Source organism: uncultured Microbacterium sp., assembly GCF_963524805.1.
Lineage (GTDB): Bacteria > Actinomycetota > Actinomycetes > Actinomycetales > Microbacteriaceae > Microbacterium.
This window is the reverse complement of record NZ_CAURGG010000004.1, coordinates 57,397-79,048: the sequence shown is the minus strand read 5'-3', so window position 1 is coordinate 79,048 and position 21,652 is coordinate 57,397. Positions and strand designations below refer to the sequence as shown.

General features: G+C 71.0%; 17 protein-coding genes. 10 read left to right on the top strand and 7 right to left on the bottom strand.

Annotation, left to right across the window (positions count from 1 at the left end; all coding sequences use genetic code 11):
* Positions 1-7 precede the first annotated feature (7 nt).
* Positions 8-1,540: a CoA-acylating methylmalonate-semialdehyde dehydrogenase gene (locus tag RWQ91_RS10200; RefSeq protein ID WP_314505654.1), complete on the top strand. Its 1,533-nt coding sequence runs from the start codon at positions 8-10 to the stop codon at positions 1,538-1,540.
* A gap of 131 nt (positions 1,541-1,671) precedes the next feature.
* Here RWQ91_RS10200 and RWQ91_RS10195 read toward each other — a convergent pair whose 3' ends face one another.
* Complete coding sequence (locus RWQ91_RS10195) at positions 1,672-2,124, bottom strand: Lrp/AsnC family transcriptional regulator (protein WP_314505652.1); 453 nt, start codon at positions 2,122-2,124, stop codon at positions 1,672-1,674.
* 75 nt (positions 2,125-2,199) lie between these two features.
* Between RWQ91_RS10195 and RWQ91_RS10190 the strand changes: the two genes are divergently transcribed.
* From RWQ91_RS10190 to RWQ91_RS10175, 4 genes are read left to right on the top strand one after another with little or no spacing between them, the layout of a single operon-like run.
* Positions 2,200-3,687, top strand: coding sequence for a DUF6421 family protein (locus RWQ91_RS10190; RefSeq protein ID WP_314505650.1), 1,488 nt, complete (start codon positions 2,200-2,202; stop codon positions 3,685-3,687).
* Positions 3,688-3,704: 17 nt separating this feature from the next.
* Positions 3,705-4,394, top strand: coding sequence for an SDR family oxidoreductase (locus RWQ91_RS10185; protein ID WP_314505648.1), 690 nt, complete (start codon positions 3,705-3,707; stop codon positions 4,392-4,394).
* Positions 4,395-4,410: 16 nt separating this feature from the next.
* On the top strand, positions 4,411-5,247 hold the full coding sequence (locus tag RWQ91_RS10180) for a DUF1206 domain-containing protein (protein WP_314505646.1): 837 nt from the start codon (positions 4,411-4,413) through the stop codon (positions 5,245-5,247).
* Positions 5,248-5,252: 5 nt separating this feature from the next.
* The gene (locus RWQ91_RS10175) at positions 5,253-6,062 is read left to right on the top strand and encodes an alpha/beta hydrolase (protein ID WP_314505644.1); all 810 of its coding nucleotides are present in this window, start codon (positions 5,253-5,255) and stop codon (positions 6,060-6,062) included.
* Here the strand turns inward: RWQ91_RS10175 and RWQ91_RS10170 are convergent.
* Positions 6,059-7,453, bottom strand: coding sequence for an FAD-linked oxidase C-terminal domain-containing protein (locus RWQ91_RS10170; protein ID WP_314505642.1), 1,395 nt, complete (start codon positions 7,451-7,453; stop codon positions 6,059-6,061). The genes RWQ91_RS10175 and RWQ91_RS10170 overlap by 4 nt on opposite strands.
* Before the next feature lie 84 nt (positions 7,454-7,537).
* On the opposite strand from RWQ91_RS10170, the gene RWQ91_RS10165 reads away from it, so the two are divergent.
* Entirely contained in the window at positions 7,538-8,605 is a 1,068-nt protein-coding gene (locus RWQ91_RS10165; protein WP_314505641.1) for a low specificity L-threonine aldolase, read from the top strand.
* 1 nt (position 8,606) lies between these two features.
* Here RWQ91_RS10165 and RWQ91_RS10160 read toward each other — a convergent pair whose 3' ends face one another.
* The 5 genes from RWQ91_RS10160 to RWQ91_RS10140 all read right to left on the bottom strand — a co-directional run bounded on the left by RWQ91_RS10160 (position 8,607) and on the right by RWQ91_RS10140 (position 13,863).
* Entirely contained in the window at positions 8,607-9,911 is a 1,305-nt protein-coding gene (locus tag RWQ91_RS10160) for a DivIVA domain-containing protein (RefSeq protein WP_314505640.1), read from the bottom strand.
* 217 nt (positions 9,912-10,128) lie between these two features.
* Positions 10,129-10,980, bottom strand: a complete 852-nt coding sequence (locus tag RWQ91_RS10155; RefSeq protein ID WP_314505638.1) for an ABC transporter permease — start codon at positions 10,978-10,980, stop codon at positions 10,129-10,131.
* A complete protein-coding gene (locus tag RWQ91_RS10150) occupies positions 10,967-11,950 on the bottom strand; it encodes an ABC transporter ATP-binding protein (protein WP_314505635.1) in 984 nt (327 codons plus the stop codon). The genes RWQ91_RS10155 and RWQ91_RS10150 overlap by 14 nt, the downstream gene beginning before the upstream one ends.
* 5 nt (positions 11,951-11,955) lie before the next feature.
* Positions 11,956-13,086 (bottom strand): DUF2092 domain-containing protein, encoded by a 1,131-nt coding sequence (locus RWQ91_RS10145; RefSeq protein WP_314505632.1) that lies wholly within the window; start codon positions 13,084-13,086, stop codon positions 11,956-11,958.
* Positions 13,087-13,173: 87 nt separating this feature from the next.
* Complete coding sequence (locus tag RWQ91_RS10140; RefSeq protein WP_314505630.1) at positions 13,174-13,863, bottom strand: NUDIX hydrolase family protein; 690 nt, start codon at positions 13,861-13,863, stop codon at positions 13,174-13,176.
* Positions 13,864-13,949: 86 nt separating this feature from the next.
* Between RWQ91_RS10140 and RWQ91_RS10135 the strand changes: the two genes are divergently transcribed.
* The 4 genes from RWQ91_RS10135 to RWQ91_RS10120 all read left to right on the top strand — a co-directional run bounded on the left by RWQ91_RS10135 (position 13,950) and on the right by RWQ91_RS10120 (position 21,647).
* Complete coding sequence (locus RWQ91_RS10135; RefSeq protein ID WP_314505627.1) at positions 13,950-14,597, top strand: alpha/beta hydrolase-fold protein; 648 nt, start codon at positions 13,950-13,952, stop codon at positions 14,595-14,597.
* 266 nt (positions 14,598-14,863) lie between these two features.
* The gene (locus RWQ91_RS10130) at positions 14,864-16,552 is read left to right on the top strand and encodes an ATP-binding cassette domain-containing protein (RefSeq protein ID WP_314505624.1); all 1,689 of its coding nucleotides are present in this window, start codon (positions 14,864-14,866) and stop codon (positions 16,550-16,552) included.
* Positions 16,553-16,670: 118 nt separating this feature from the next.
* Positions 16,671-16,853, top strand: coding sequence for a PspC domain-containing protein (locus tag RWQ91_RS10125; RefSeq protein ID WP_314505621.1), 183 nt, complete (start codon positions 16,671-16,673; stop codon positions 16,851-16,853).
* A gap of 42 nt (positions 16,854-16,895) precedes the next feature.
* Entirely contained in the window at positions 16,896-21,647 is a 4,752-nt protein-coding gene (locus tag RWQ91_RS10120; RefSeq protein WP_314505619.1) for an ATP-dependent helicase, read from the top strand.
* Positions 21,648-21,652 lie beyond the last annotated feature (5 nt).

Genomic DNA, 21,652 nt, shown 5'->3' with positions numbered 1-21,652 from the left:
GAAGATCATGACCGACACCACCACACTCGAGCAGACAGCGCCGTCAGCCACCACGATCCTCGACCACTGGGTCGACGGCGCTGCATGGTCGGGTGAGTCGACCCGCACCTCGCCCGTGTACAACCCGGCGCTGGGGACCGTGCAGAAGGACGTGCGGCTGGCATCCGTCGCGGACGTCGATGCCGCCGTCATCTCGGCTGCGGCGGCGTGGGAGTCGTGGCGCGATGCCTCGATCTCCAAGCGCACCGCCGTGATGTTCGCCTTCCGCGAGCTGCTCAACGAGCGCAAGCAGGAACTCGCCGAGATCCTCACGTCCGAGCACGGCAAGGTGATCTCCGACGCGCTCGGCGAGATCGCCCGCGGCATGGAGGTCGTCGAATTCGCCTGCGGGCTCGGTCACCTGACCAAGGGCGCCTACTCGGAGAACGTCTCCACCGGCGTCGATGTCTACTCGCTCAAGCAGCCGCTCGGTGTCGTCGGCATCATCAGCCCGTTCAACTTCCCGGCGATGGTTCCGCTGTGGTTCTTCTCGATCGCGATCGCGGCGGGCAACACCGTGATCCTCAAGCCCTCCGAGAAGGACCCGACTGCGGCGATCTGGATGGCGTCGCTTCTCAAGGAGGCCGGCCTGCCGGATGGCGTGCTGAACGTCGTGCACGGCGACAAGGAGGCCGTCGACGCGCTGCTGGAGCACCCCGACGTGCGCAGCATCTCGTTCGTCGGCTCGACCCCGATCGCCCGCTATGTCTACGAGACGGCGACCGGTCACGGCAAGCGCGTCCAGGCCCTCGGCGGGGCGAAGAACCACATGCTGATCCTTCCGGACGCCGACCTCGACCTGGCCGCCGACGCCGCGGTGAACGCCGGCTTCGGTTCGGCCGGCGAGCGCTGCATGGCCATCTCCGTCGTTCTGGCCGTCGACACCATCGCCGACGAGTTCGTGGCGAAGGTCAAGGAGCGCATGGGAACGCTGCGCACCGGCGACGGAACGCGCGGCACCGACATGGGCCCGCTGATCACCGAGGTGCACCGCGACAAGGTCGCCTCCTACATCGACGTCGCTTCGGCCGATGGGGCCTCGGTCGTGGTCGATGGCCGCGGCATCGAGATCGACGGTGATCCGAACGGGTTCTGGCTCGGCCCGACCCTGATCGACAACGTTCCCGTCGGTTCGCGTGTCTACCAGGACGAGATCTTCGGCCCGGTGCTCTCGGTCGTGCGCGTGGACGGGTACGAAGAGGGCCTGGGCATCATCAACGGCAGCCAGTACGGCAACGGCACGGCGATCTTCACGAACGACGGCGGCGCCGCGCGCCGGTTCCAGCGCGAGGTGCACGTCGGCATGATCGGCATCAACGTGCCGATCCCGGTGCCGGTGGCCTACCACTCGTTCGGCGGCTGGAAGGCCTCGCTCTTCGGCGACGCGAAGGCCTACGGCCCGCACGGGTTCGACTTCTTCACGCAGGAGAAGGCCGTGACCTCTCGGTGGCTCGACCCGTCGCACGGCGGCCTGAACCTGGGCTTCCCGCAGCACGACTGAGGCGCCGTCGCGCGGCCGGCGGCGCATTGAGATCGATACCGTCGCTGTCTTCCGGTCCGCGGCGCCCTTCGCGCTACCGAAACCTGCGCGCGCGCCACGTCACTGGGTGGCGCGCGCAGGTTTCGGTAGCGTCACGGCTCCGAGAGGGCGATCGGCCGGTTCTCGTAGAACGTCTGCAGCACCACTGTCGTGCGCGTGCTCACGGATGCCGCAAGACGGATGTCCCTGATGAGCGCCTCCAGATCCCGCGGTGTGGCGACCCTGACGAACAGGATGTACGCCGCATCGCCGGCGATCGAGTGGCACGCCTCGATCGCCGTGAGGTGCTCGAGCAGCTCCGGCGCGTTGTCGGGCTGCGAGGGGTCCAGCGGCGTGATCTCGATGAACGCCGAGAGCGACCTGCCCACCGCCTCGGGGTCCAGCACCACTCGGTAGCCGGCGATGACCCCGGTGCTCTCGAGCCTGCGCAGCCGCGCCTGCACGGCCGAGACGCCGAGGCCGACCCGCTCGGAGAGCTGCGCGAGAGTGGCGCGCGGGTCGCGCGAGACCTCGGCCAGGATCGCGGCGTCGACAGAATCATCCATGACATGGAAGAATATCGGTCAACTCCCGCATTCGCCGGAGAATTTCCGTCCTACCGTCGTGATCGGAGGTTTCCCATGTCCCTCAGCCAGCTGCGCCAGCCCGGTGCGCTCCAGGCCGTCGTCGGCGAACCCGAGGTCGTGGAGGACCCTTCGGGGCTACTCGACAACCGCGTGGAGGACGCTTCGGCCCGACTCGACAACCGCGTGGAGGACACCTCCGCGTGGCTCGCTCTCAAGGACGCCGCCATCGCGCTGCAGGCCCTCCAGGTGCAGGACGGATCGATTCCGGATGCCGCGCACCACGGCGCTGCCCGCCTCCAGGTCTCGACGATCATCGAGTCCATCGAGCAGCTGCGACCGCGGTTCCCGCACGACGACGACTACCTGCGCGCCTCGATCGCGGACTTCTCGCGCTGGGCAGACGAGGACTTCGGCGTACCCGACTTCTACGACTCGCTCGTGGCGTTCCAGCCTCAGCAGCACCGGGTGGACGGCATCCGTCACCTCGTCGTGTTCCCGATGTACACGCAGAACGGCTCGCGCGATCGGCACGTCGAGGCGCTGCTGGTCGAGGTCATCTGGCCCGAGTTCATCGCCCAGCTGGAGACCGAGTACGTCAACCGCCTCTTCGTCTCACTGCGCCTGATCGATTTCACACCCGGGTACGACACGAACTCCGCCGTGCTCTTTCCCGAGACCGTCGCCATGCGCGAGGTTCCCACCTTCACGTGGGGTGCGATCTTCCAGGACCGCGAGGCGGCGCGCTACCGGCGCGTCGTGCGGGCGGCATCCGAGATCACCAAACTCGATCTGCCCGACGAGGCGGCGCGGATGCTCGATGACCAGTCGCTGACCGAGAAGACGTTCGTGATGTGGGACATCATCCACGACCGCACCCACATGCGCGGCGACCTGCCGTTCGACCCCTTCATGATCAAGCAGCGGATGCCGTTCTTCCTGTACTCGCTGGAGGAGCTGCGCTGCGACCTCACCGCGTTCCGCGAGTGCGTCGCGATCCAGAAGCGGCTGAGCGAGCGACGCGACTCGGGCGCCACGCTGACCCCCGTCGAGGCCGAGATGCTCGAGCAGGCGCGTCTGGTGCAGTACGCCGTGATCTTCGACCGCATCTTCCGCTTCGCGATCACCGGCACCCGCGTGCGCAACTACGACGCCGTCGGAGGCCAGCTGCTGTTCGCGTGGCTGCACCAGCGCGGCGTGCTGCATTGGACCGACACCTCGCTCGCGTTCGACTGGGAAGAGGTGCCTGACGCGGTGGTGGCGCTCAGCGACGCGATCGACGAGCTCTACTGGCGCTCGATCGACCGGCCGAAGATGGCGCACTGGCTCGCCGCCTACGAGCTCGTGCGCTCGACGCTCACCCCGCACCCCGCGTCGCTGTGGGCGCGCGGACTGCCCGATGACGTGCTGGGCGGGGCGCCGAAGGGCTACACCGACGAGGTGCTGGACGACGAGTTCCCCCTCTCGATGTTCTTCGAGGCGCTGGAGAAGAAGATGCGCGCCGTGATCTCCTCGACCGAGGGCATCACCGGGACGGCGGCGTAGCCGTGAACGGCGACGCGATGAGCCTGAAGGACCGGGTCGTGGTCATCGCGGGCGCGACGAGTGCGAGTGGACGGGCGGCGGCGCGCGTGTTGGCTGAGGCCGGAGCGCGGGTGGTCGCCGTCGGTCACGACCCCGAAAAGCTCGCCGCGCTGGCCGCCGAGGTCGCCCGCGCCTCCACCGAGGTCTGCGACCTCACCGACGAGACGGACGTGCAGGCCCTCGCCGAACGGGTTCACGCGGCGGTGGGCCCGGTGGACGGCGTCCTGCATCTGGTCGGCGGGTGGCGCGGCGGAGGCGGCCTCGCGGGGCAGAGCGAGGAGGACTACCGCGCGCTCGAGGTCTCGCTCACCTCCCTGCGGATCGTGAGCCGCGCGTTCGACGACGATCTGCGGGCATCGCCGGCCGCGCGTGAGGCGATCGTGTCCTCCACTGCGGTCGAGAGGCCTCTGGCGGGGGGCGCGAACTACGCCGCCGTCAAGGCGGCGAGTGAGGCGTGGACCCGGGCGATCGCGCAGGGCTTCGCCAAGAGCGCGAGGGATGCCAACACCCCGCTCAGCGCTGCGGCGGTGGTGTTCCGGGTCAAGAGCCTCGAAGGGCTGGAAGACACCGTGGCCGAGCAGTTCGCCGGCCTCTGGGCGGAGGATGCGGCATCCGTGAACGGCACAATCGTGGACCTCTCGTCAAGACCCACCGCTGACCCTCGGTGATGGCTACGATTCGGCTATGACAACCCCCAAGGCCGCCGCCCGAGCGGCCCAAGATTCCACAGCCTTCCGCGTCATCGCGCGCATCGGCTACGTGGTGCTCGGCATCGTCCACATCGTCATCGGCCTCATCGCCATCTCGGTCGCGCGCGGCGGCGGCGGGGAGGCCGACCAGGGCGGCGCGATGGAGGAGATCCAGAAGTCTCCCGCGGGCCTGTTCCTGCTGTGGGCGATCGCGATCGGACTCGCTGCTCTCGCGATCTGGCAGATCGCCGAAGCGTTCCTGGAGCGCAACCCCGATACGAAGAAGAAGTGGGGCTACCGGATCAAGTATCTCGGCACCGCCGCCGCCTACATCGCGATCGCCATCACCGCGGTCGTTTACGCGATGGGCGGGCAGTCCGACTCGTCGGAGTCGACCCAGTCCTTCAGCGCACAGCTGCTCGCGACGCCGGCCGGCGTGTTCCTGCTCGCGCTGGTCGGTCTCATCGTCGCCGGCGTCGGCGTGGCGTTCATCATCCGCGGCATCACGAAGGCGTTCCTCAAGTACCTCGATCTGCCCTCGGGAGCAGGCGACACGGGCGCCGAGCGGACGGCGAAGAAGGGCGCCGGCAAGGGCATCGTCGCCTTCGGCGTCGTCGGCTACATCGCCAAGGGAATCGCTGTGGGGGTGGCCGGCGTGCTGTTCGTCGTCGCAGCGTTCACCCACGACCCCGAGACGGCCGGCGGGCTGGATGCCGCGCTGCACGCTCTGGCCGCACTGCCGTTCGGAGCGGTCATCCTGTGGATCGTCGGCATCGGCCTGGTGCTCTACGGTCTCTACTGCTTCGCACGCGCTCGCTACGCGCGGATGTAGGTCGGATGCCGCACGTCGCGGCCTCCGATGGGGTGCTGCTGAACTATCTCGAGTCCGGTGACCCCAACGGACGCCCGGTGCTGCTCGTCGCCGGCTTCAAGGCGGCGGCGACCACCTGGCGGCCCCAGCTCGGCGCCTTGCACCGCGCAGGCCACCGCGTGATCGCGCTCGACCGGCGCGGTCACGGCGCCACGGCGGTCGGCCCGGACGGCGCGCACACGATGCAGCGCCACGGCGCCGACGTCGCGGACGCGATCGAGGCGCTCGGTCTGGGGGAGGCGACGGTCGTCGGCCAGTCCATGGGCGGCAACGCGATTTGGGCGATGCTCGACGCGGGCAGGGATGCCGGCATCCGGGATGTGGTCATCGTCGATCAGACTCCCAAGATGCTCAACTCGGAGGACTGGGCGTACGGGTTCTACGGCTACGACGCGGGGAACGCCGAGACGTACTTCGCGACCGGCATCCCGGATCCGAAGCGGCACTCACCGGTCTCGAAGGGCCCCGTGCGGCTGGCGCGGCTGCTGAAGGCCCTCGACCTCAAGGCCGCGAAGGCCGGGTTCACCGCGGCCGAGCTCGAGCTGCTGAACGATCACGCGCAACGCGACTGGCGGGCAAACATCGCCGCGGCGCGGATCCCGGTGCTGTTCGTGGCGGGCCGCGAGAGCGAGTTCTGGCCGTGCGAGCACGCCGCGGCTGCGGCATCCCTTGCCCCTCAGGGCGAGTCGGCCGTCATCGAGAATGCCGGTCACGCGACCAACATCGAGCAGCCGAAGGCGTTCGACGGGATCCTCTCGAAATGGCTTGCGCGCTAGAAGGCCTTGCCGGGGTTGAGCGTCCCCCGCGGGTCGAGCGCCGCCTTGATGTCACGGTGCATCGCGAGCACGCGCTCCCCCAGTTCCGCGCGTGCGCCCGGCAGCTTCAGCAATCCCACCCCGTGCTCACCGGTCACCGTGCCGCCCAGTGCGCGGCAGTCATCGACGATGCGGTCGAATGCCCGCTTGGCGCGTTCCTTCGCGGCGGCATCCCCCTCCGGCGCGATGATGAGCGGATGCAGGTTCCCGTCGCCCGCGTGCGCGATCGTGGCGATCACCACGTCGTGCGCCGCCGCGGTGTCGCGGATGCGGCCCAGCATCTCGGGAACCGCCGCCCGGGGCACGCAGATGTCCTCGGTCAGCACGGGTCCGAGCCGTTCCAGCGCAGGGTAGGCCAGCCGCCGTGCGAGGAACAGCCGGTCGATGTCGGCCGGCTCCCCGGCCTCGTCCACGGCGAGCGCCCCGGCCTCGCGCATGAGATCGGCGATGGATGCGGCGGCCTCGGCGCCGGTGAGCCCGGCCTCATCGACCGTGCACAGCAGGAGGGCGGCCGCGCCGACGGGCAGTCCCAGATGCTGCCACTCGTCGACCGCCCGGACGCACATCTCGTCGATCAGCTCGAGCGCCGAGGGCACGACGCCGGCGGCGCTGATCGCCGCGACGGCGACCCCGGCCGCCTCGAGCGAGGCGAACGAGCCCACGACCGCCCGCTCCTCCCGCCCACCGAGCTGCCGCAACGCCAGGGTCACCTCGGTGATGATTCCGAGCGTGCCCTCGGAGCCGACCATCAGCGCCGTGAGGTCGTACCCGGTCGCACCCTTGGCGGTGCGGCGGCCCAGTCGCACGACCTCGCCGTCGGCGAGGACCACGGTCATGCCGAGCACGTAGTCGCGGGTCACGCCGTACTTCACGCAGCAGATGCCGCCCGCATTCGTGGCGGCGTTGCCGCCGATGGTGGAGATCCGGTAGCTCGCCGGGTCGGGCGGGTACCAGAGGCCATGAGCGGCGACCGCCTGACGGAGGTCGTCGTTGATCACGCCCGCCTCGGCCACGACGTAGCGTTCGGCGACGTTCACCTCGACGACGCGCGTCATGCGCTCGAGCGAGAGGACGATCGCGTTCTGCAGCGCGTTCGCCCCGCCGGACAGGCCGCTGCCCGCGCCGCGCGGGACCACGGCGAGCCCCGCCTCGCCCGCATACCTCACGACGGCCGCCACCTCTGCGGTGGTCCTTGCCAGGACGACGGCCAGCGGGCGGTGGTACTCGGCCCACTCGGCGTCGTCGTGCGCGTACGCATCCCGATCGGACTCGGCGCTCAGCACCCGATCTGCGGGAAGGATGCTGCGCAGGGCGACAGCGACGTCGGCGGCGGTGTGGGCGGCGTCGGACATGAGCCGACTCTAGCCAGGCCCGCACGACCGCGGAGGCACGTGCACGCGGACGTCCCCGCCGGGCAGCGATGGGAGGATGGAGGGGTGACCACGCTCCACGACCCGAACATCCGCGGCTTCGCCTCCGACAACTACTCCGGCATCCACCCCGAGGTGCTCGCTGCGGTCGCCGCCGCGAACGACGGCCACCAGGTCGCGTACGGAGAGGACGAGTACACCGCCCGCCTGCAGGAGGTCTTCGCCTCGCACTTCGGCGACGGGGTCGAGGCGTTCCCGGTCTTCAACGGCACGGGCGCGAACGTCGTCGGGCTGCAGTCGATGCTCCCCCGCTGGGGTGCCGTGATCGCGGCATCCAGCGCCCACATCAACGTCGACGAGGGCGGCGCACCCGAGCGGGTCGCGGGCATCAAGCTGCTCACCGTCCCCACCGACGACGGCAAGCTGACGCCCGAGCTCATCGACCGGGAGGCGTGGGGCTGGGGCGACGAGCACCGCGCCCAGCCGCTCGTGGTCTCGATCACCCAGTCGACGGAGCTCGGCACGCTCTACTCGGTCGACGAGCTGCGTGCCATCGCCGAGCACACGCATGCGCTCGGGATGAAGCTGCACCTCGACGGCGCGCGGATCGCCAATGCCGCGGCATCCCTCGGTGTTCCCTTCCGCGCATTCACCCGCGACATCGGCGTGGACGTGCTCAGCTTCGGCGGCACGAAGAACGGCGCGATGCTCGGCGAGGCGATCGTCGTGCTCGATCCCGAGGCATCGGCGGGGCTCACCTTCCTGCGCAAGCTCAACATGCAGCTCTCCAGCAAGATGCGGTTCGTCTCCGCCCAGCTGATCGCGCTGCTCGAGGGCGATCTGTGGCTGCGCAACGCGTCGCACTCCAACGCGATGGCCGCCCGCCTGCGCGCGGGTGTCGAAGCGGGCATCGCCGACGGGTCGATCACCGGAGTTGAGTTCACCCAGCCCACGCAGGCGAACGGCGTCTTCGCGACCCTGCCGGGCGGGGTGGCCGACCGGCTGCGGGCGTCCTTCCGGTTCTACGACTGGGATGCCGCCAAGAACGAGGTGCGCTGGATGTGCAGCTTCGACACCAGCGAGGACGACATCGACGCGTTCATCGCGGCGATCGCCCGGGAGACGTCGGCGTAGCTCAGCCCTCGACGGGCTGGAGCTCGTCCGATTCCACGCCCTCGCCCTCGGCCTCGGCCTCGGCCTCGGCCTCGGAGGCATCGAACGCCGTCTCGGGACGGATCATGTCGCCGACCTCGGCCATGAAGCTCGAGAGCTGCTGCTGCTGCCAGCGCAGCTGACGCGTGCGGTCCTCGGCATCGCGCAGCACCGACTGGGAGTGCGTGCCGACCATGTCCATGATCTTCTGCGCCTTGACCCGGGCGCGATCCAGCTGCTCGTGGGCACGCACGTTCGCGTCCGCCTCGATCTGCGCGGCCTGTGCCCGCATCAGCCGCTCGAAGTCCTCCGCCTTGGCGGCCACGCGCTGCGCGTGCTCGAGCGACGCTGTCACCTGCTCGTTCGCGTCCTGCGTGATCCGCTCCGCGTGGGCCACCGCCTGGTTGTGCAGCACGAGGAACTCCTGCTGAGCGTCGTCCTGGCGGCGGGTGAGGGATGCCTCGAACTCCAGCGCACGGACGCGCAGCTCCCGCACCGCATCCTCCGCGTCGGCGCGGGCCTGTTCGGTCTCGCGGGCGACCATCGACCTCAGCGCCGCAGCACCCTTCTCGGCCTCGGTGCGGATCGCGGCCGCCTCGCGCTCGGCCTGGCTCACTCTCTCCGCCGCGTGCGCGGCTTCGCGCTCGAGGCGGGCCTCGTGTGCGGTCAACTCGGTCTCGATGCGCAGGTGCACCTGCTGGGCGTCGTGCTGGGCGCGCGAGGTGATCGCCTCCGCTTCGGCGTGCGCCTCTCTGCGGCGGTTCTCGATCTCCTCGCGGGCGGCGGTGAGCAGCCGATCGCCCTGGTCCGTCGCGTTGCGCAGCAGCACGCCGGCCTGCTCCTCGGCGACGCGCAGCACCTCTTCGAACTTGTGGCGGCTGGGCGTGCCGTCGGTGGAGTCGGCGAGCTCTTCGCCGAGTCCGCGCAGCCGGTTCTCGGCATCCGTCGCCTTCGCCTGAGCGGTGGCCAGCTCGGCCGCGAGCCGCTCTGTGGTCTCGCGCGCTTCGTCCTGCGCCGCGGCCACCTCTGCCCGCATGCGCTCCTCGGCTCGGCGGTTCTGCACGCCGGCGCGGTGCTCGCGATCGGACAGCTGCGCTGCCTTGAGCGATTCCGCCCGCACGCGCGCGTTCAGCGTCGCGACGGCCGCATCCACCTCGTCCTTGTCATAGCCGCGGAACGCCGTGGCGAAGGAGACGTCGGACGAGCTCGAGCCGGCGGCCGCGATCAGCTGGTCGAACGGCGTCGCGTCTTCGCGGTCGGAGCGGTTCGGGGTGGTGTTCTCTGACATGGCGGCTCTCGCTTCAGGCGTGCTCTCTGCGGCGCTCGGCGGCGGACTCGGGCACGCCGCGGTCCTCCTCGCGACGCACGCGGTCGGCGAGTGTGGAGACGCGACGGGGAGACGCCGGCACCGGGTACTGTGCGCACGGGAATGCGCTTCGGGTACCCGAAGGATACCCCTCAGACCTGTGGGCCTGAAACGGGCCCATCGGGCTGCGCCGTCGCGATCAGGAGAGCACGTCTCTCGTGACGAATCGGGCGATCGCGGCGGCTCCGAAGACGACGATGTAGCACGCCTGCACAAGCGCGTTGCCGGCGAAGGAGTCCCACACGACCGGCGAGCGCAGCAGGTCGGCGAAATCCAGCCAGCGGTCGGTGAAGAGGTAGGGATGCAGCGCGTCGAGCTGCGGGATCGCGCCCACGATCTGCGCCGTCACCGCCAGGATCGCCGTCGCCGCCATGGCCCCGATCGGCACGGTGGTGAGGGTGGAGAAGAACAGCCCGATCGCCGCGAGGCCGAGAAGCGACACCGCGACGTACGCGGCGATCGCCAGCAGCCTCAGCAGACCTTCGCCGATCGAGACCTGGTCGCCGGAGAGCAGCGTCACCGGTCCGATGGGGAACAGGACCAGCCCCACGAGCGTGCCGACCACGACCACGGTGAGCGTTGCCACCACGCAGAACGCCGCCGCCGCCAGGTACTTCACGACCAGGAGGCGCACGCGCCCGGCCGGAGCGATCAGGAGGTAGCGCAGCGTGCCGTGACTGGCCTCCCCGGCGATCGCGTCACCGGCGGCGACACTGACGGTGAGCGGCAGGAACAGCGGGATCGCCACGGTCATCGCCGCGAGGCCGACGAACAGCCCGTTGTTCGTGATCTGGTCGAGGAACGCCGGTCCCCGGCCCGGACTCGAGCCGCCCACGAGCCGGATCGCGATCCCGATGAGGATCGGGATGAGGGCCAGGGCGCCGAGCATGGCCCACGTGCGCCAGCGCCGGAACTGCGTCGACAGCTCGTTGCCGAGCAGCTGCAGCGTTCCCGATCCGCTCGCGGCGGTCGGGGTGTCACGCGACGACATCGAAGCCCTCGCCCGTGAGCTCCACGAAGCGCTGTTCCAGGCTCTCGCCCACGACCTCGAAGCCGCGCACGCGGACGCCGTCCGCCACGAGTGCGGCCACGACGGCCTCCGGTGCAGTCCCGTCGGTCAGAGTGCCCGTGGCCAGGTCGAGATCGGATGCGGCATCCCTCGTGTCCGGCTCGATGCCGAGCGCGGCCAGAACGGCTCGAGCAACGTCGATGTCGGGCGTGCGCACCTGCACCCGCGGGCGAGCGCCGGCCCGGCGGAACTCGTCGAGCGTCCCCTGAGCGACCAGGCGCCCGCCGCTCATCACCCCGACGTGGGTGCACAGCTGCTCCACTTCGGCGAGCAGGTGGCTCGAGACGAACACGGTCGTGCCGTCCGCCGCGAACGAGCGGATCAGTGCGCGGACCTCGCGAGTGCCCTGGGGGTCGAGGCCGTTGGTGGGCTCATCGAGCACGAGCAGGTCCCGGGGCATCAGCAGTGCATTCGCGAGACCGAGGCGCTGCTTCATGCCGAGCGAGTAGGCGTGCGCCTTCTTCTTCGCCGCGTGCCCGAGTCCGACCCGGTCCAGCGCGGTGGCGACGCGCGCGTCGCGCGTGCGGGCCGGGGAGTGGCGGTCTGCCGCGTCGAAGCGGCGCAGATTCTGCTCGCCGGTGAGGAACGGCGAGAAGGCCGGACCCTCGACCAGCGCACCGACGCGCGGGAGCACGCCGTCGAGCGACTGCGGCATGGGTGCGCCGAGGACTCGCGCCTCTCCCGCGCTGGCACGCAGCAGTCCGAGGAGCATGCGGATCGTGGTGGTCTTGCCCGACCCGTTCGGGCCCAGGAAGCCGAAGACGGCCCCGCGCGGAACGGCCAGGTCGACGGCGTCGACAGCCGTCTGCGCACCGAACCGCTTCGTCAGACCCGACGTCTGGATGGCCAGATCCGCCCCGTCCTCACCGCGACCGGCGATCGGGGTCGGCACCGTCGTCAGCGCCCGGACTGCGCGGCTTCGACCAGACGCTCCGCCGGCACCGCACCCGCGAGCACGCGGCCGTCGTCGGTGATCAGCACACTGACGAGCGCGGTCTGCAGCACGCGGCCCCCGTCGACCGCGGTGGTCACGCTGTCCAAGAGAGCGAGCTGCTCGGCATCGAGGCCCGCGAAGGCGTCGGCCTGCGAGGAGTTCGGCATCTCGATCACGGCCGACCAGCCCTCGCCGAAGACGACCGGGGCTGCGGCATCCGTCTGCGCAGAACCGTGCTCCGTGGGAAGCGGCACGTCCTGCTGGGTGACGGTGATGCCGTCGCCGGGTGTGAAGGCGAAGACGGCGGGATCGGGGGCCGCGAAATCGACCTGGGTGAAGCCCGTCTGGAACGCCGGCTCGGATGCTCCGCGTGCGGTGACGGATGCTGCCAGCGCGGTGCCGTTCTCCCCGTCGATCGCGAAGCGGACCTGCCCGACGAGAGTGTCATCGCTGCGCGGGGTGAGGATGAGCTCGTACACGTCGCGGCCGGCGACGCTGGCGTCGCTGCCGACGGTGACCTCGGTGGATTCGTCGAGTCCGGCCAGTGCCTCATCGAGCATCTGGTCGGGAGTCGGCACGGCGTCCGGCGCTGGAGGGGCGGACTGCTCGAGCTCGGCATCGGAAGGCAGGGTCAGCTGCGTGGCCGTCTGCGTCTCGCTGTCGACGTACCAGACCTCGTTCGCATCGCCGTCGACATACACGTTGCGTTCGCCGAGCCGATCCAGGATCTGCACGCGCGCGTTCTCACCGTCGAGGTAGACCTTCGCGGTGTGAGAGCCGGTCACGAGCGAGATCAGGTCGTCGATGTCCGCCGCCGCCGGCGCGTCACCCGAGTCGGATCCGCCCATCGCTCCGGTGAGGGCTCCCAGGTCGGGGAGCCCGAGGTCGGAGGTCTGCTCGACCGTGCCGCTGAGGGCGTCGACCTCGCTCGCGGCGGCGAATGCGATGAGCTCGGCCGGAGTCTTGTCGGGAAGGTCGACGGCACCGCTCGCGGCCATGGGCACGAGGATCGCTGCACCCACCACCGCCGGCACGCCGATCGCGGCGGTCCAGGTCAGGACGCGGCGTCGGGAGGCTCGGCGGGCAGGGCTCATACGCCCAGGCTACGCCGGTGGGGCCAGGGCGTCTCGGGACTCAGTCAACACTCAGCGAGCAGCAGGCCCGTCGCTGGTCTCGGCGACTCAGCGCAGCGCGCCGACGCTCGCCAGCGCGAGCCGGATGAGGCTGCCGCGGCCGCCCTCCATCTCATCCGACAGCGCGTCCGAGGCCGCTTCGGCAGGCGGCATCCACGTCACCTCGAGCGCGTCCTGGCGAGGCTGGCACGTGCCGGTCACGGGAACGACGTACGCGAGCGAGACCGCGTGCTGACGGTCGTCGTGGAAGGCGGAGACGCCCGGCATCGGAAAGTACTCGGCCACGGTGAAGGGAACCGGCTGCGGGGGCAGCAGCGGGAAGGCCATCGGGCCCAGGTCGTTCTCGAGGTGGCGGAAGAGTGCGTCGCGCACCGTCTCGCCGTAGCGCACGCGTCCGCTGACGATCGTGCGGGTCATCTCGCCGAGCGGCGTCGCACGCAGGAGGATGCCGACCTCGGTCACGGCACCGACGCCGTCGGTGCGCACCGGGATCGCCTCGACGTACAGGATCGGCATCCGTCGGCGGATCTCGGCCAGCTCGATCTCCGACAGCCACCCCGGATTGGACGCACTGTCCGGCGTCGGAGAGCCGAACGATCCGTCGCCGAGGGGGCGGCCGTCACGACCGCTGCGCCCGTTCTGACCCCCGGGTCCGAATCCGGCGCCACCGAGCGGGTCGCGGGGCACGCCCTCATCGTCGCGATCGTTCGGGTCGGGGTCAGGGGTGCGGACCGGCATGTCTCCTGTATACCTCAGCCGACGCGCGCATAACTCCTGCACCGCGCGGGTGCGGGACGTCGGCAGGGGCTGGGAGGATGGGAGCCATGGCCGAGATCCCCGCCCTCGACTCTGACTCCGCGCTGTGGTCCGCCGACCTCGGCGACCGACCGCTGCTCGTGTTGCTTCACGGGTACGGCGCGGACGAGCGCGACCTGTTCGGCCTGGTGCCGTACCTGCCGCCCGAGTTCGCGGTCGCGGCCGTGCGCGCCCCGCTCACTCCGCCGTTCCCCGCCCCGGGGTTCTCCTGGTATCCGATCGAAGGGTTGGACGGAAGAGACCCGCAGCACGTGACGGATGCCGCAGCCCTCGTGATCGCGTGGATCGATCTCGTCGCGCCCGAGGCTCCGGTCGGACTGCTCGGCTTCTCGCAGGGGGCGGCCGTCGCCCTGCAGGCGCTGCGCTTGCGCCCCGAGCGCTTCGCGTTCGCGGTGAACCTCAGCGGCTACGTGACCCCGGGAGAACTGGCCGATGACGCCGCGCTCGCGGCGGGCCGCCCGCCGGTGTTCTGGGGACGAGGCACGCGCGATGACGTCATCCCGCCGTTCCTCGTCGAGCACACCGCGCTCTGGCTGCCCGAGCACGTCGAGCTCAGCGGACGGGTCTACCCGGGCCTGACGCACAGCGTCTCGGAGGAGGAGCTGGACGATGTGCGCGTGTTCCTCGAGAAGCGGCTCGCGCAGCTGCAGGCCTGACGCCGCCCTGTACGCGAGCCGCGGCATCCGCTACTCTGTTGACTTCTGTTCCCCCACGTGAGGATTATCCGGTGAAGACGATCGACGCTTCCGCGCCCGCATCCGCGCGCTGACCCGTCGCTCACCGACTGGGGCTTCGTCCCAGACCCCGGCTTGCCTTCGCACGCCGCTCCCGACGTGAGCACCGCTCCCCACCCCTGACCGGGCCGGAGCGACCGGTGTCAGTGCACCCCCGAGTCATCGGGGACTGACACCCAGGAGGCCTCATGCCTGCTCACGCCCTCACCTCTGCCCACAGCACGGTTCTGCTCGATCGCGTGTCGTTCGCGTGGCCGGACGGCTCCGTCGCCCTCAGCGACATCACCGGCGCGTTCGGTGCCGGACGCACCGGACTGGTCGGCCGCAACGGCTCCGGCAAGTCCACCCTTCTTCGGCTCATCGCCGGTGAGCTGACGCCGTCGGCCGGTCAGCTCTCGGCGAGCGCCGACGTGGCCTATCTGCCCCAGCGGCTGACACTCGACGTGGATCGCCCGGTCGCCGAACTGCTGGGCATCTCCGCGCAGCTGAACGCGCTGCGCGCGATCGAGTCCGGCGACCCCGACCCGGTGCACTTCGATACGGTCGGCGACGACTGGGACATCGAAGCGCGTGCGCACGCGGCGCTGGCCGAAGCCGGGCTGCAGCCGGCGATGCTCGACCGATGCGTCGGTGGGCTGTCCGGCGGTGAGGGGGTGCTCGCCGCGGTGGCCGGCATCCGGCTGCGAAGAGCAGGAGTCACGCTGCTGGACGAGCCCACCAACAATCTCGACCGTGGGGCGCGCGGACGGCTCGCGGAGCTCGTGCGCGGCTGGCACGGCGCGCTCATCGTCGTGAGCCACGACGTGACCCTGCTCGATCTCATGGACGACACTGCCGAGCTGTACGAGAACGAGCTGTCGGTGTTCGGGGGGCCGTACTCCCGCTGGCGCGAGCGATTGGATGCCGAGCAGGCAGCCGCCCGGCAGGGCGAGCGCGCGGCGGCGCAGCTGGTCAAGCGCGAGAAGCGGGACCGGATCGAGGCCGAGACGAAGACCGCCACGCGCAAGGCCATGGGGCACAAGGCGCAGGTCGAGAAGCGGGTTCCCGGCATCGTCGCCGGCGGACGCAAGCGCGCCGCCGAGGTGTCGGCGGGCAAGATGCGCACGCAGATGCACGACCGGGAGTCGGCGGCGCGGTCGGCGCTGGATGCCGCCGAGCGACGTGTCCGCGATCAGGACGCGATCCGCATCGATCTGCCCGATCCGGATGTCCCGGCCGGGCGGCGCATCGCGATGATCGGCGACCGCGGGCGCTCCTGGACGATCCAGGGCCCCGAGCGCGTGGCGCTCATCGGGCCCAACGGGGTGGGCAAGACCACCCTGCTCGAGGCACTGGTGCGACGGTCGGGCATGCCGAATTCAGGCTGGGCGGGTGCAGCAGCGGGTGCAAGCGCCGGTGATCCGGCCCCCGCCGACGGGAGCCCGGCGTTCAGCCTGAATTCGGCATGGGGCGAGTCGCACACCGACCGCGTCGGCTACCTGCCGCAGCGCGTGGACGGCCTGGACGAGACCGCGTCGGTGCTCGAGAACGTGCGGGAGGCGGCATCCACGGTCCCCGACCGCGAGCTGCGCAACCGCCTGGCTCGATTCCTCATCCGAGGCGATGCCGTGGGGCGGGCGGTCGCGACCCTGTCCGGCGGCGAGCGGTTCCGGGTGGCGCTGGCGCGGCTGCTGTTGGCCGACCCGCCCCCGCAGCTTCTCGTGCTCGACGAGCCCACCAACAACCTCGACCTCGACACGGTGGACCGGCTGGTCGAGGCACTGGCCGCCTACCGCGGCGCGGTGCTGATCGTCAGCCACGACGACGCGTTCCTCGCGCGGCTGGGCATCGACCTCACGCTCGAGCTGTCGCCGGACGGCACCGTGAACGAAGCCTGACGCCGCGGGCCCTCTACCCCGTTTTTCCGTCCACCGTCACGGTCGTGCCGACCGAGCCGTGCACCGCCTGAGCGCCGAAGCCCTGGCGCCGGAGGCGCGTGGGCGGGATGATGGCGGCATGGGTCAACTCGTCCGCCCGCACCATGGCCGCCTGCTCGCCGGAGTATGCCGCGGGCTTGCGGATCGGTTCGGCTGCAGCGTGATCCCCGTCCGCATCCTCATGCTCGCGGGGGCGGTGTTCTTCGGCCTCTCGCTCTGGATCTACATCGTGCTGTGGATCCTGATGCCCTCCGCGCCCTGACCGAATCGCCCGGATGTCGCACCCAGCGAGGAAGATGGATGGGTGAGTGATGTGCTCGAGCGGTTCGGTCCTGCGACGCAGGACTGGTTCCGCGGTGCCTTCGCCGCGCCGACCGCCGCGCAGCTGGGTGCCTGGGACGCGATCTCGCACGGCAAGCACGCGCTCGTGGTGGCGCCGACCGGTTCGGGCAAGACGCTGTCGGCGTTCCTCTGGGCGATCGACCGGATCTTCCACGAGAAGGATGCCGCAGCCCCGGCGGCCGCATCGAGCAAGAAGCGATCAGCCGCATCGGCGTCGCCCAATGGGGCTCCGCCCCGAACCCCCGTCTCGCCGGCGCGAACCGGCACCCGCGTCCTGTACATCTCGCCCCTGAAGGCCCTCGGCGTCGACGTCGAGCGCAATCTCCGCTCGCCGCTCGTGGGCATCGGACAGTCGGCGCGCCGTCTCGGGATCGCGGTCCCGGGAGTGAGCGTCGGCGTGCGCTCGGGGGACACCACCTCATCGGACCGGCGCAAGCTCGTCACCGCGCCGCCCGACATCCTCATCACGACACCCGAGTCGCTCTACCTCATGCTCACGAGCCAGGCCGGTGAGACGCTGCGCGACGTGCACACGGTCATCATCGATGAGGTGCACGCGGTCGCGGCGACCAAGCGCGGCGCGCACCTGGCCGTGAGCCTCGAGCGGCTCGACGCTCTGCGTCAGGCCGACCGGCCCGACGCGAAGCCTGCGCAGCGCATCGGCCTGTCGGCGACCGTCCGGCCGATCGACGAGGTCGCCCGGTTCCTCGGCGGCTCCGCACCGGTCGAGATCGTGGCGCCGCCCTCGACGAAGGCGTTCGATCTCTCCGTGGTCGTGCCGGTCGACGACATGCTCAATCCCCCGCCGCCTCCGCCCGCGGGTGCGGCGGTCGAGAACACACGCCCGGATGCCGCCGCCGACGCCCCGATCGACGAGGACTGGTTCGGCGACGGCGGGGGCAAGAACGCCCCTGAGCCGACCGAGATGGCCGGGTCGCTGTGGCCGCACGTCGAAGAGGCCATCGTCGACCGCATCCTGCAGCACCGATCGACGATCGTGTTCTCCAACTCGCGGCGGCTCGCCGAACGGCTCACCGGACGACTGAACGAGATCTATGCGGAGCGGCTGGGGCTCGACCTGCCGGACGCTGCCGTTCCGGCGGCGATGATGGCACAGGCCGGGATCTCGGCCGGCGCCGAGCCCGTGCTCGCGAAAGCCCACCACGGCTCGGTGTCCAAAGAGCAGCGCGCCCAGGTGGAGGAGGAGCTGAAGTCCGGCACCCTGCGGTGCGTGGTGGCCACCAGCAGCCTCGAGCTCGGCATCGACATGGGGGCTGTGGATCTGGTCATCCAGGTCGAGGCGCCGGCGAGCGCGGCATCCGGTCTGCAGCGGATCGGGCGCGCGGGCCACCAGGTCGGCGAGGTGAGCCGCGCGGCGCTGTTCCCCAAGCACCGGGGCGACGTGCTGCACACCGCGATCGTGACCGAGCGGATGCTCGCCGGTCAGATCGAGGCGATCGCGGTGCCGCAGAATCCGCTGGACATCCTCGCGCAGCAGACCGTCGCGGCGTGCGCCCTGGGGCCGATCGACGTCGAGGGCTGGTTCGAGACCGTCAAGCGCAGCGCCCCGTTTCGCACCTTGCCGCGCTCGGCGTACGAGGCGACGCTCGACCTGCTCGCGGGGCGCTTCCCCTCGGACGAGTTCGCGGAGCTGCGCCCGCGCCTGGTGTGGGACCGCGACCTGGGCACGCTCACCGGACGACCCGGCGCCCAGCGCATCGCCGTGACCAGCGGCGGCACGATTCCCGACCGGGGTCTGTTCGGCGTCTTCATCGCGGGAGAGTCGCAGAACGCGCGCGTCGGCGAGCTCGACGAGGAGATGGTCTACGAGTCCCGCATCAACGATGTGTTCACCCTCGGCACGACCAGCTGGCGCATCGTCGGGATCACGCACGATCGCGTGAACGTGCTGCCCGCCTACGGACAGCCCGGCAAGCTGCCCTTCTGGCACGGCGACGGCCTCGGCAGGCCGGCCGAGCTCGGTGAGGCTCTCGGAAAGTTCTCGCGGGAGGTGTCTTCCGCGACCCCGGAGAAGGCCCGCGCCCGACTGCGTGAAGCGCGTCTCGACGAGAACGCGTCGGTGAACCTGCTGGCGTATCTGGCCGAGCAGCGCGAGGCGACCGGGTCCCTGCCCACCGACAAGTCGCTCACCGTCGAACGCAGCCGTGACGAGGTCGGCGACTGGCGCGTCATCCTGCATTCCCCGTACGGCATGAAGGTGCACGGGCCGTGGGCCCTGGCGGTCAACGCCCGCATCCGTGAACGTCTCGGCGTCGAAGGGTCGGCGGTGGCGAGCGACGACGGCATCATCGCGCGCGTTCCGGATGCCGCGGCCGAGCCGCCGGGAGCGGAGCTGTTCGTCTTCGAGCCGGACGAGCTCGAGCAGATCGTGATCGACGAGGTCGGCGGGTCTGCGCTGTTCGCCTCCCGCTTCCGCGAGTGCGCGGCGCGCGCGCTGCTGATGCCGCGCATGAACCCCAATCGCCGCTCCCCGCTCTGGCAGCAGCGTCAGCGTTCGGCCCAGCTGCTCGAGGTCGCGCGGCGGTACCCGACGTTCCCGATCATCCTCGAGACGCTGCGCGAGGTGCTGCAGGACGTCTACGACGTGCCGGCACTGCTGCGCATCGCCCGCAGCATCGGGGATCGCAGCATCCGCCTGGTAGAGACGACGACCTCGACGCCGTCGCCCTTCGCCCGCGACCTGCTGTTCGGATACGTGGGCGCGTTCATGTACGAGGGCGATTCGCCGCTTGCCGAACGCCGCGCCGCCGCCCTGTCGGTCGACCCGGCGCTGCTGAGCGAACTGCTCGGCAAGGTCGAGATGCGCGAGCTGCTCGACCCCGAGATCATGGCGCAGTTCGAGCGCGAGGCGCAGCGGCTCGATCCCGACCGCCGTGCCCGAGGCGTGGAGGGCGTCGCCGACCTGCTGCGCATGCTCGGTCCCCTCGATGCGGACGAGGTGGCGGCGCGGCTCGAAGCTGCCGAAGCCGCGCTCGCCCGAGAGCATCTGGACGCGCTCATCGACGCACGCCGGGCCATCCCCGTCACGATCGGCGGCGTCTCGCGGGTGGCGGCCATCGAAGACGCGGGGCGGCTGCGCGATGCGCTCGGCGCAGCGTTGCCGGTCGGCATCCCGAACGCGTTCCTCGAGCCGCTCGCCGATCCGCTCGGCGATCTGGTGGCCCGCTACGCCCGGACGCACGGACCGTTCACGAGCACCGCCGTGGCCGAGCGGCTGGGCGTCGGGGTCGCCGTCGCGCGGCTCACGCTGCAGCGGCTCGAGGCCCAGGGGCGGCTGTCGAGCGGCTTCTTCCTGCCGGCCTCCAGCAGCACGACGGATGAGACGGAATGGTGCGACTCCGAGGTGCTGCGGCGCCTGCGCATGCGCTCGCTCGCCGCCATCCGCGGCAGCGTCGAGCCGGTCTCACCTGAGGCGTTCGCGCGGTTCCTGCCGGTCTGGCAGCACATCGCACGACCGCTGGAAGGCATCGACGGGGTCGCCGCGGTCATCGAGCAGCTGGCGGGCGTGCCCATCCCGGCGAGCGCCTGGGAATCGCTCGTGCTCCCTGCGCGCGTGCGCGACTACAGCCCGGCGATGCTCGACGAGCTCACGGCGACCGGCGAGGTCATCTGGTCGGGGCACGGCGCACTCCCCGGGCGCGACGGGTGGATCGCCCTGCATCCTGCCGATGCCGCCCCGCTCACTCTCCTGCCCCCTGAGGGCGACCTCGTCTCCGGGTCTCTCGAAGAGCGCATCGTCGGCGCGCTCGGCACCGGCGGCGCCTACTTCGCCGCGCAGCTGCGGCAGCTGACGGATGCCGAGAACGAAGCCTCGGTCATCGAAGCGCTTTGGAGCCTGACCTGGGCGGGCCGCGTCACGAACGATACGTTCGCGCCGGTGCGGATGCTGCTCGGGGGCGGTTCGCAGGCGCACCGCAGCGCCCGGAAGGCACCCCGCGCGCGCATGTACCGGGGGGCGTCGATTCCACGCACGAGTGCACCGCCGCGTCCGCCGGCGATCGGCGGACGCTGGTCGCTCCTGGCCGAACCCGAGGGCGAAGCGACCCTGCGCGCCACCGCGGCGGCGAGTCTGCTGCTCGATCGGTATGGAGTGGTGACCCGCGGGTCCGTGCAGGCCGAGGGCCTTCCGGGCGGCTTCGCCCAGGCCTACCGCGTGCTCGCCGGGTTCGAGCAGGCCGGCCACTGCCGCCGGGGCTATGTGATCGAGAAGCTGGGCGCCGCCCAGTTCGCCGCCTCGGCCACCGTCGACCGGCTGCGGGAGTTCGCCGGTCTCGCCGACCCCCCACCGCTGCGCACGCATACCCTCGCCGCGACCGACCCGGCCAATCCCTACGGCGCCGCGCTGGCGTGGCCGGCACTGGAGGGGGTCACGCATCGCCCCGGTCGCAAGGCGGGCGGGCTCGTCGCGATCGTCGACGGCTCGCTGGCGCTGTATCTCGAGAGGGGCGGCAAGTCAGCGCTCGCCTTCACCGACGACGAGGCAGTGCTCGCCGCCGCCGCGACCGACCTCGCCGCGACCGCCCGGTCACGCCATCTGGCCACCCTCACGGTCGAGCAGGTGAACGGGGAGTTCGTCTACGGCACCGCGGTCGGGCGGGCGCTGCGGGATGCCGGATTCGTCGAATCGCCGCGCGGGCTGACGCTGCGCCGAGCGACCGCGGGGGACGCGCTGCGAGAGGCCGCGCGTGCCTGAGAGCC

What these genes read in the sequence shown, in the direction of transcription:
- RWQ91_RS10200 (WP_314505654.1), top strand. Translation starts at nt 8, where the DNA reads ATGACCGACACCACCACACTCGAGCAGACAGCGCCGTCAGCCACCACG.
- RWQ91_RS10195 (WP_314505652.1), bottom strand. Translation starts at nt 2,124, where the DNA reads ATGGATGATTCTGTCGACGCCGCGATCCTGGCCGAGGTCTCGCGCGAC.
- RWQ91_RS10190 (WP_314505650.1), top strand. Translation starts at nt 2,200, where the DNA reads ATGTCCCTCAGCCAGCTGCGCCAGCCCGGTGCGCTCCAGGCCGTCGTC.
- RWQ91_RS10185 (WP_314505648.1), top strand. Translation starts at nt 3,705, where the DNA reads ATGAGCCTGAAGGACCGGGTCGTGGTCATCGCGGGCGCGACGAGTGCG.
- RWQ91_RS10180 (WP_314505646.1), top strand. Translation starts at nt 4,411, where the DNA reads ATGACAACCCCCAAGGCCGCCGCCCGAGCGGCCCAAGATTCCACAGCC.
- RWQ91_RS10175 (WP_314505644.1), top strand. Translation starts at nt 5,253, where the DNA reads ATGCCGCACGTCGCGGCCTCCGATGGGGTGCTGCTGAACTATCTCGAG.
- RWQ91_RS10170 (WP_314505642.1), bottom strand. Translation starts at nt 7,453, where the DNA reads ATGTCCGACGCCGCCCACACCGCCGCCGACGTCGCTGTCGCCCTGCGC.
- RWQ91_RS10160 (WP_314505640.1), bottom strand. Translation starts at nt 9,911, where the DNA reads ATGTCAGAGAACACCACCCCGAACCGCTCCGACCGCGAAGACGCGACG.
- RWQ91_RS10155 (WP_314505638.1), bottom strand. Translation starts at nt 10,980, where the DNA reads ATGTCGTCGCGTGACACCCCGACCGCCGCGAGCGGATCGGGAACGCTG.
- RWQ91_RS10145 (WP_314505632.1), bottom strand. Translation starts at nt 13,086, where the DNA reads ATGAGCCCTGCCCGCCGAGCCTCCCGACGCCGCGTCCTGACCTGGACC.
- RWQ91_RS10140 (WP_314505630.1), bottom strand. Translation starts at nt 13,863, where the DNA reads ATGCCGGTCCGCACCCCTGACCCCGACCCGAACGATCGCGACGATGAG.
- RWQ91_RS10135 (WP_314505627.1), top strand. Translation starts at nt 13,950, where the DNA reads ATGGCCGAGATCCCCGCCCTCGACTCTGACTCCGCGCTGTGGTCCGCC.
- RWQ91_RS10130 (WP_314505624.1), top strand. Translation starts at nt 14,864, where the DNA reads ATGCCTGCTCACGCCCTCACCTCTGCCCACAGCACGGTTCTGCTCGAT.
- RWQ91_RS10125 (WP_314505621.1), top strand. Translation starts at nt 16,671, where the DNA reads ATGGGTCAACTCGTCCGCCCGCACCATGGCCGCCTGCTCGCCGGAGTA.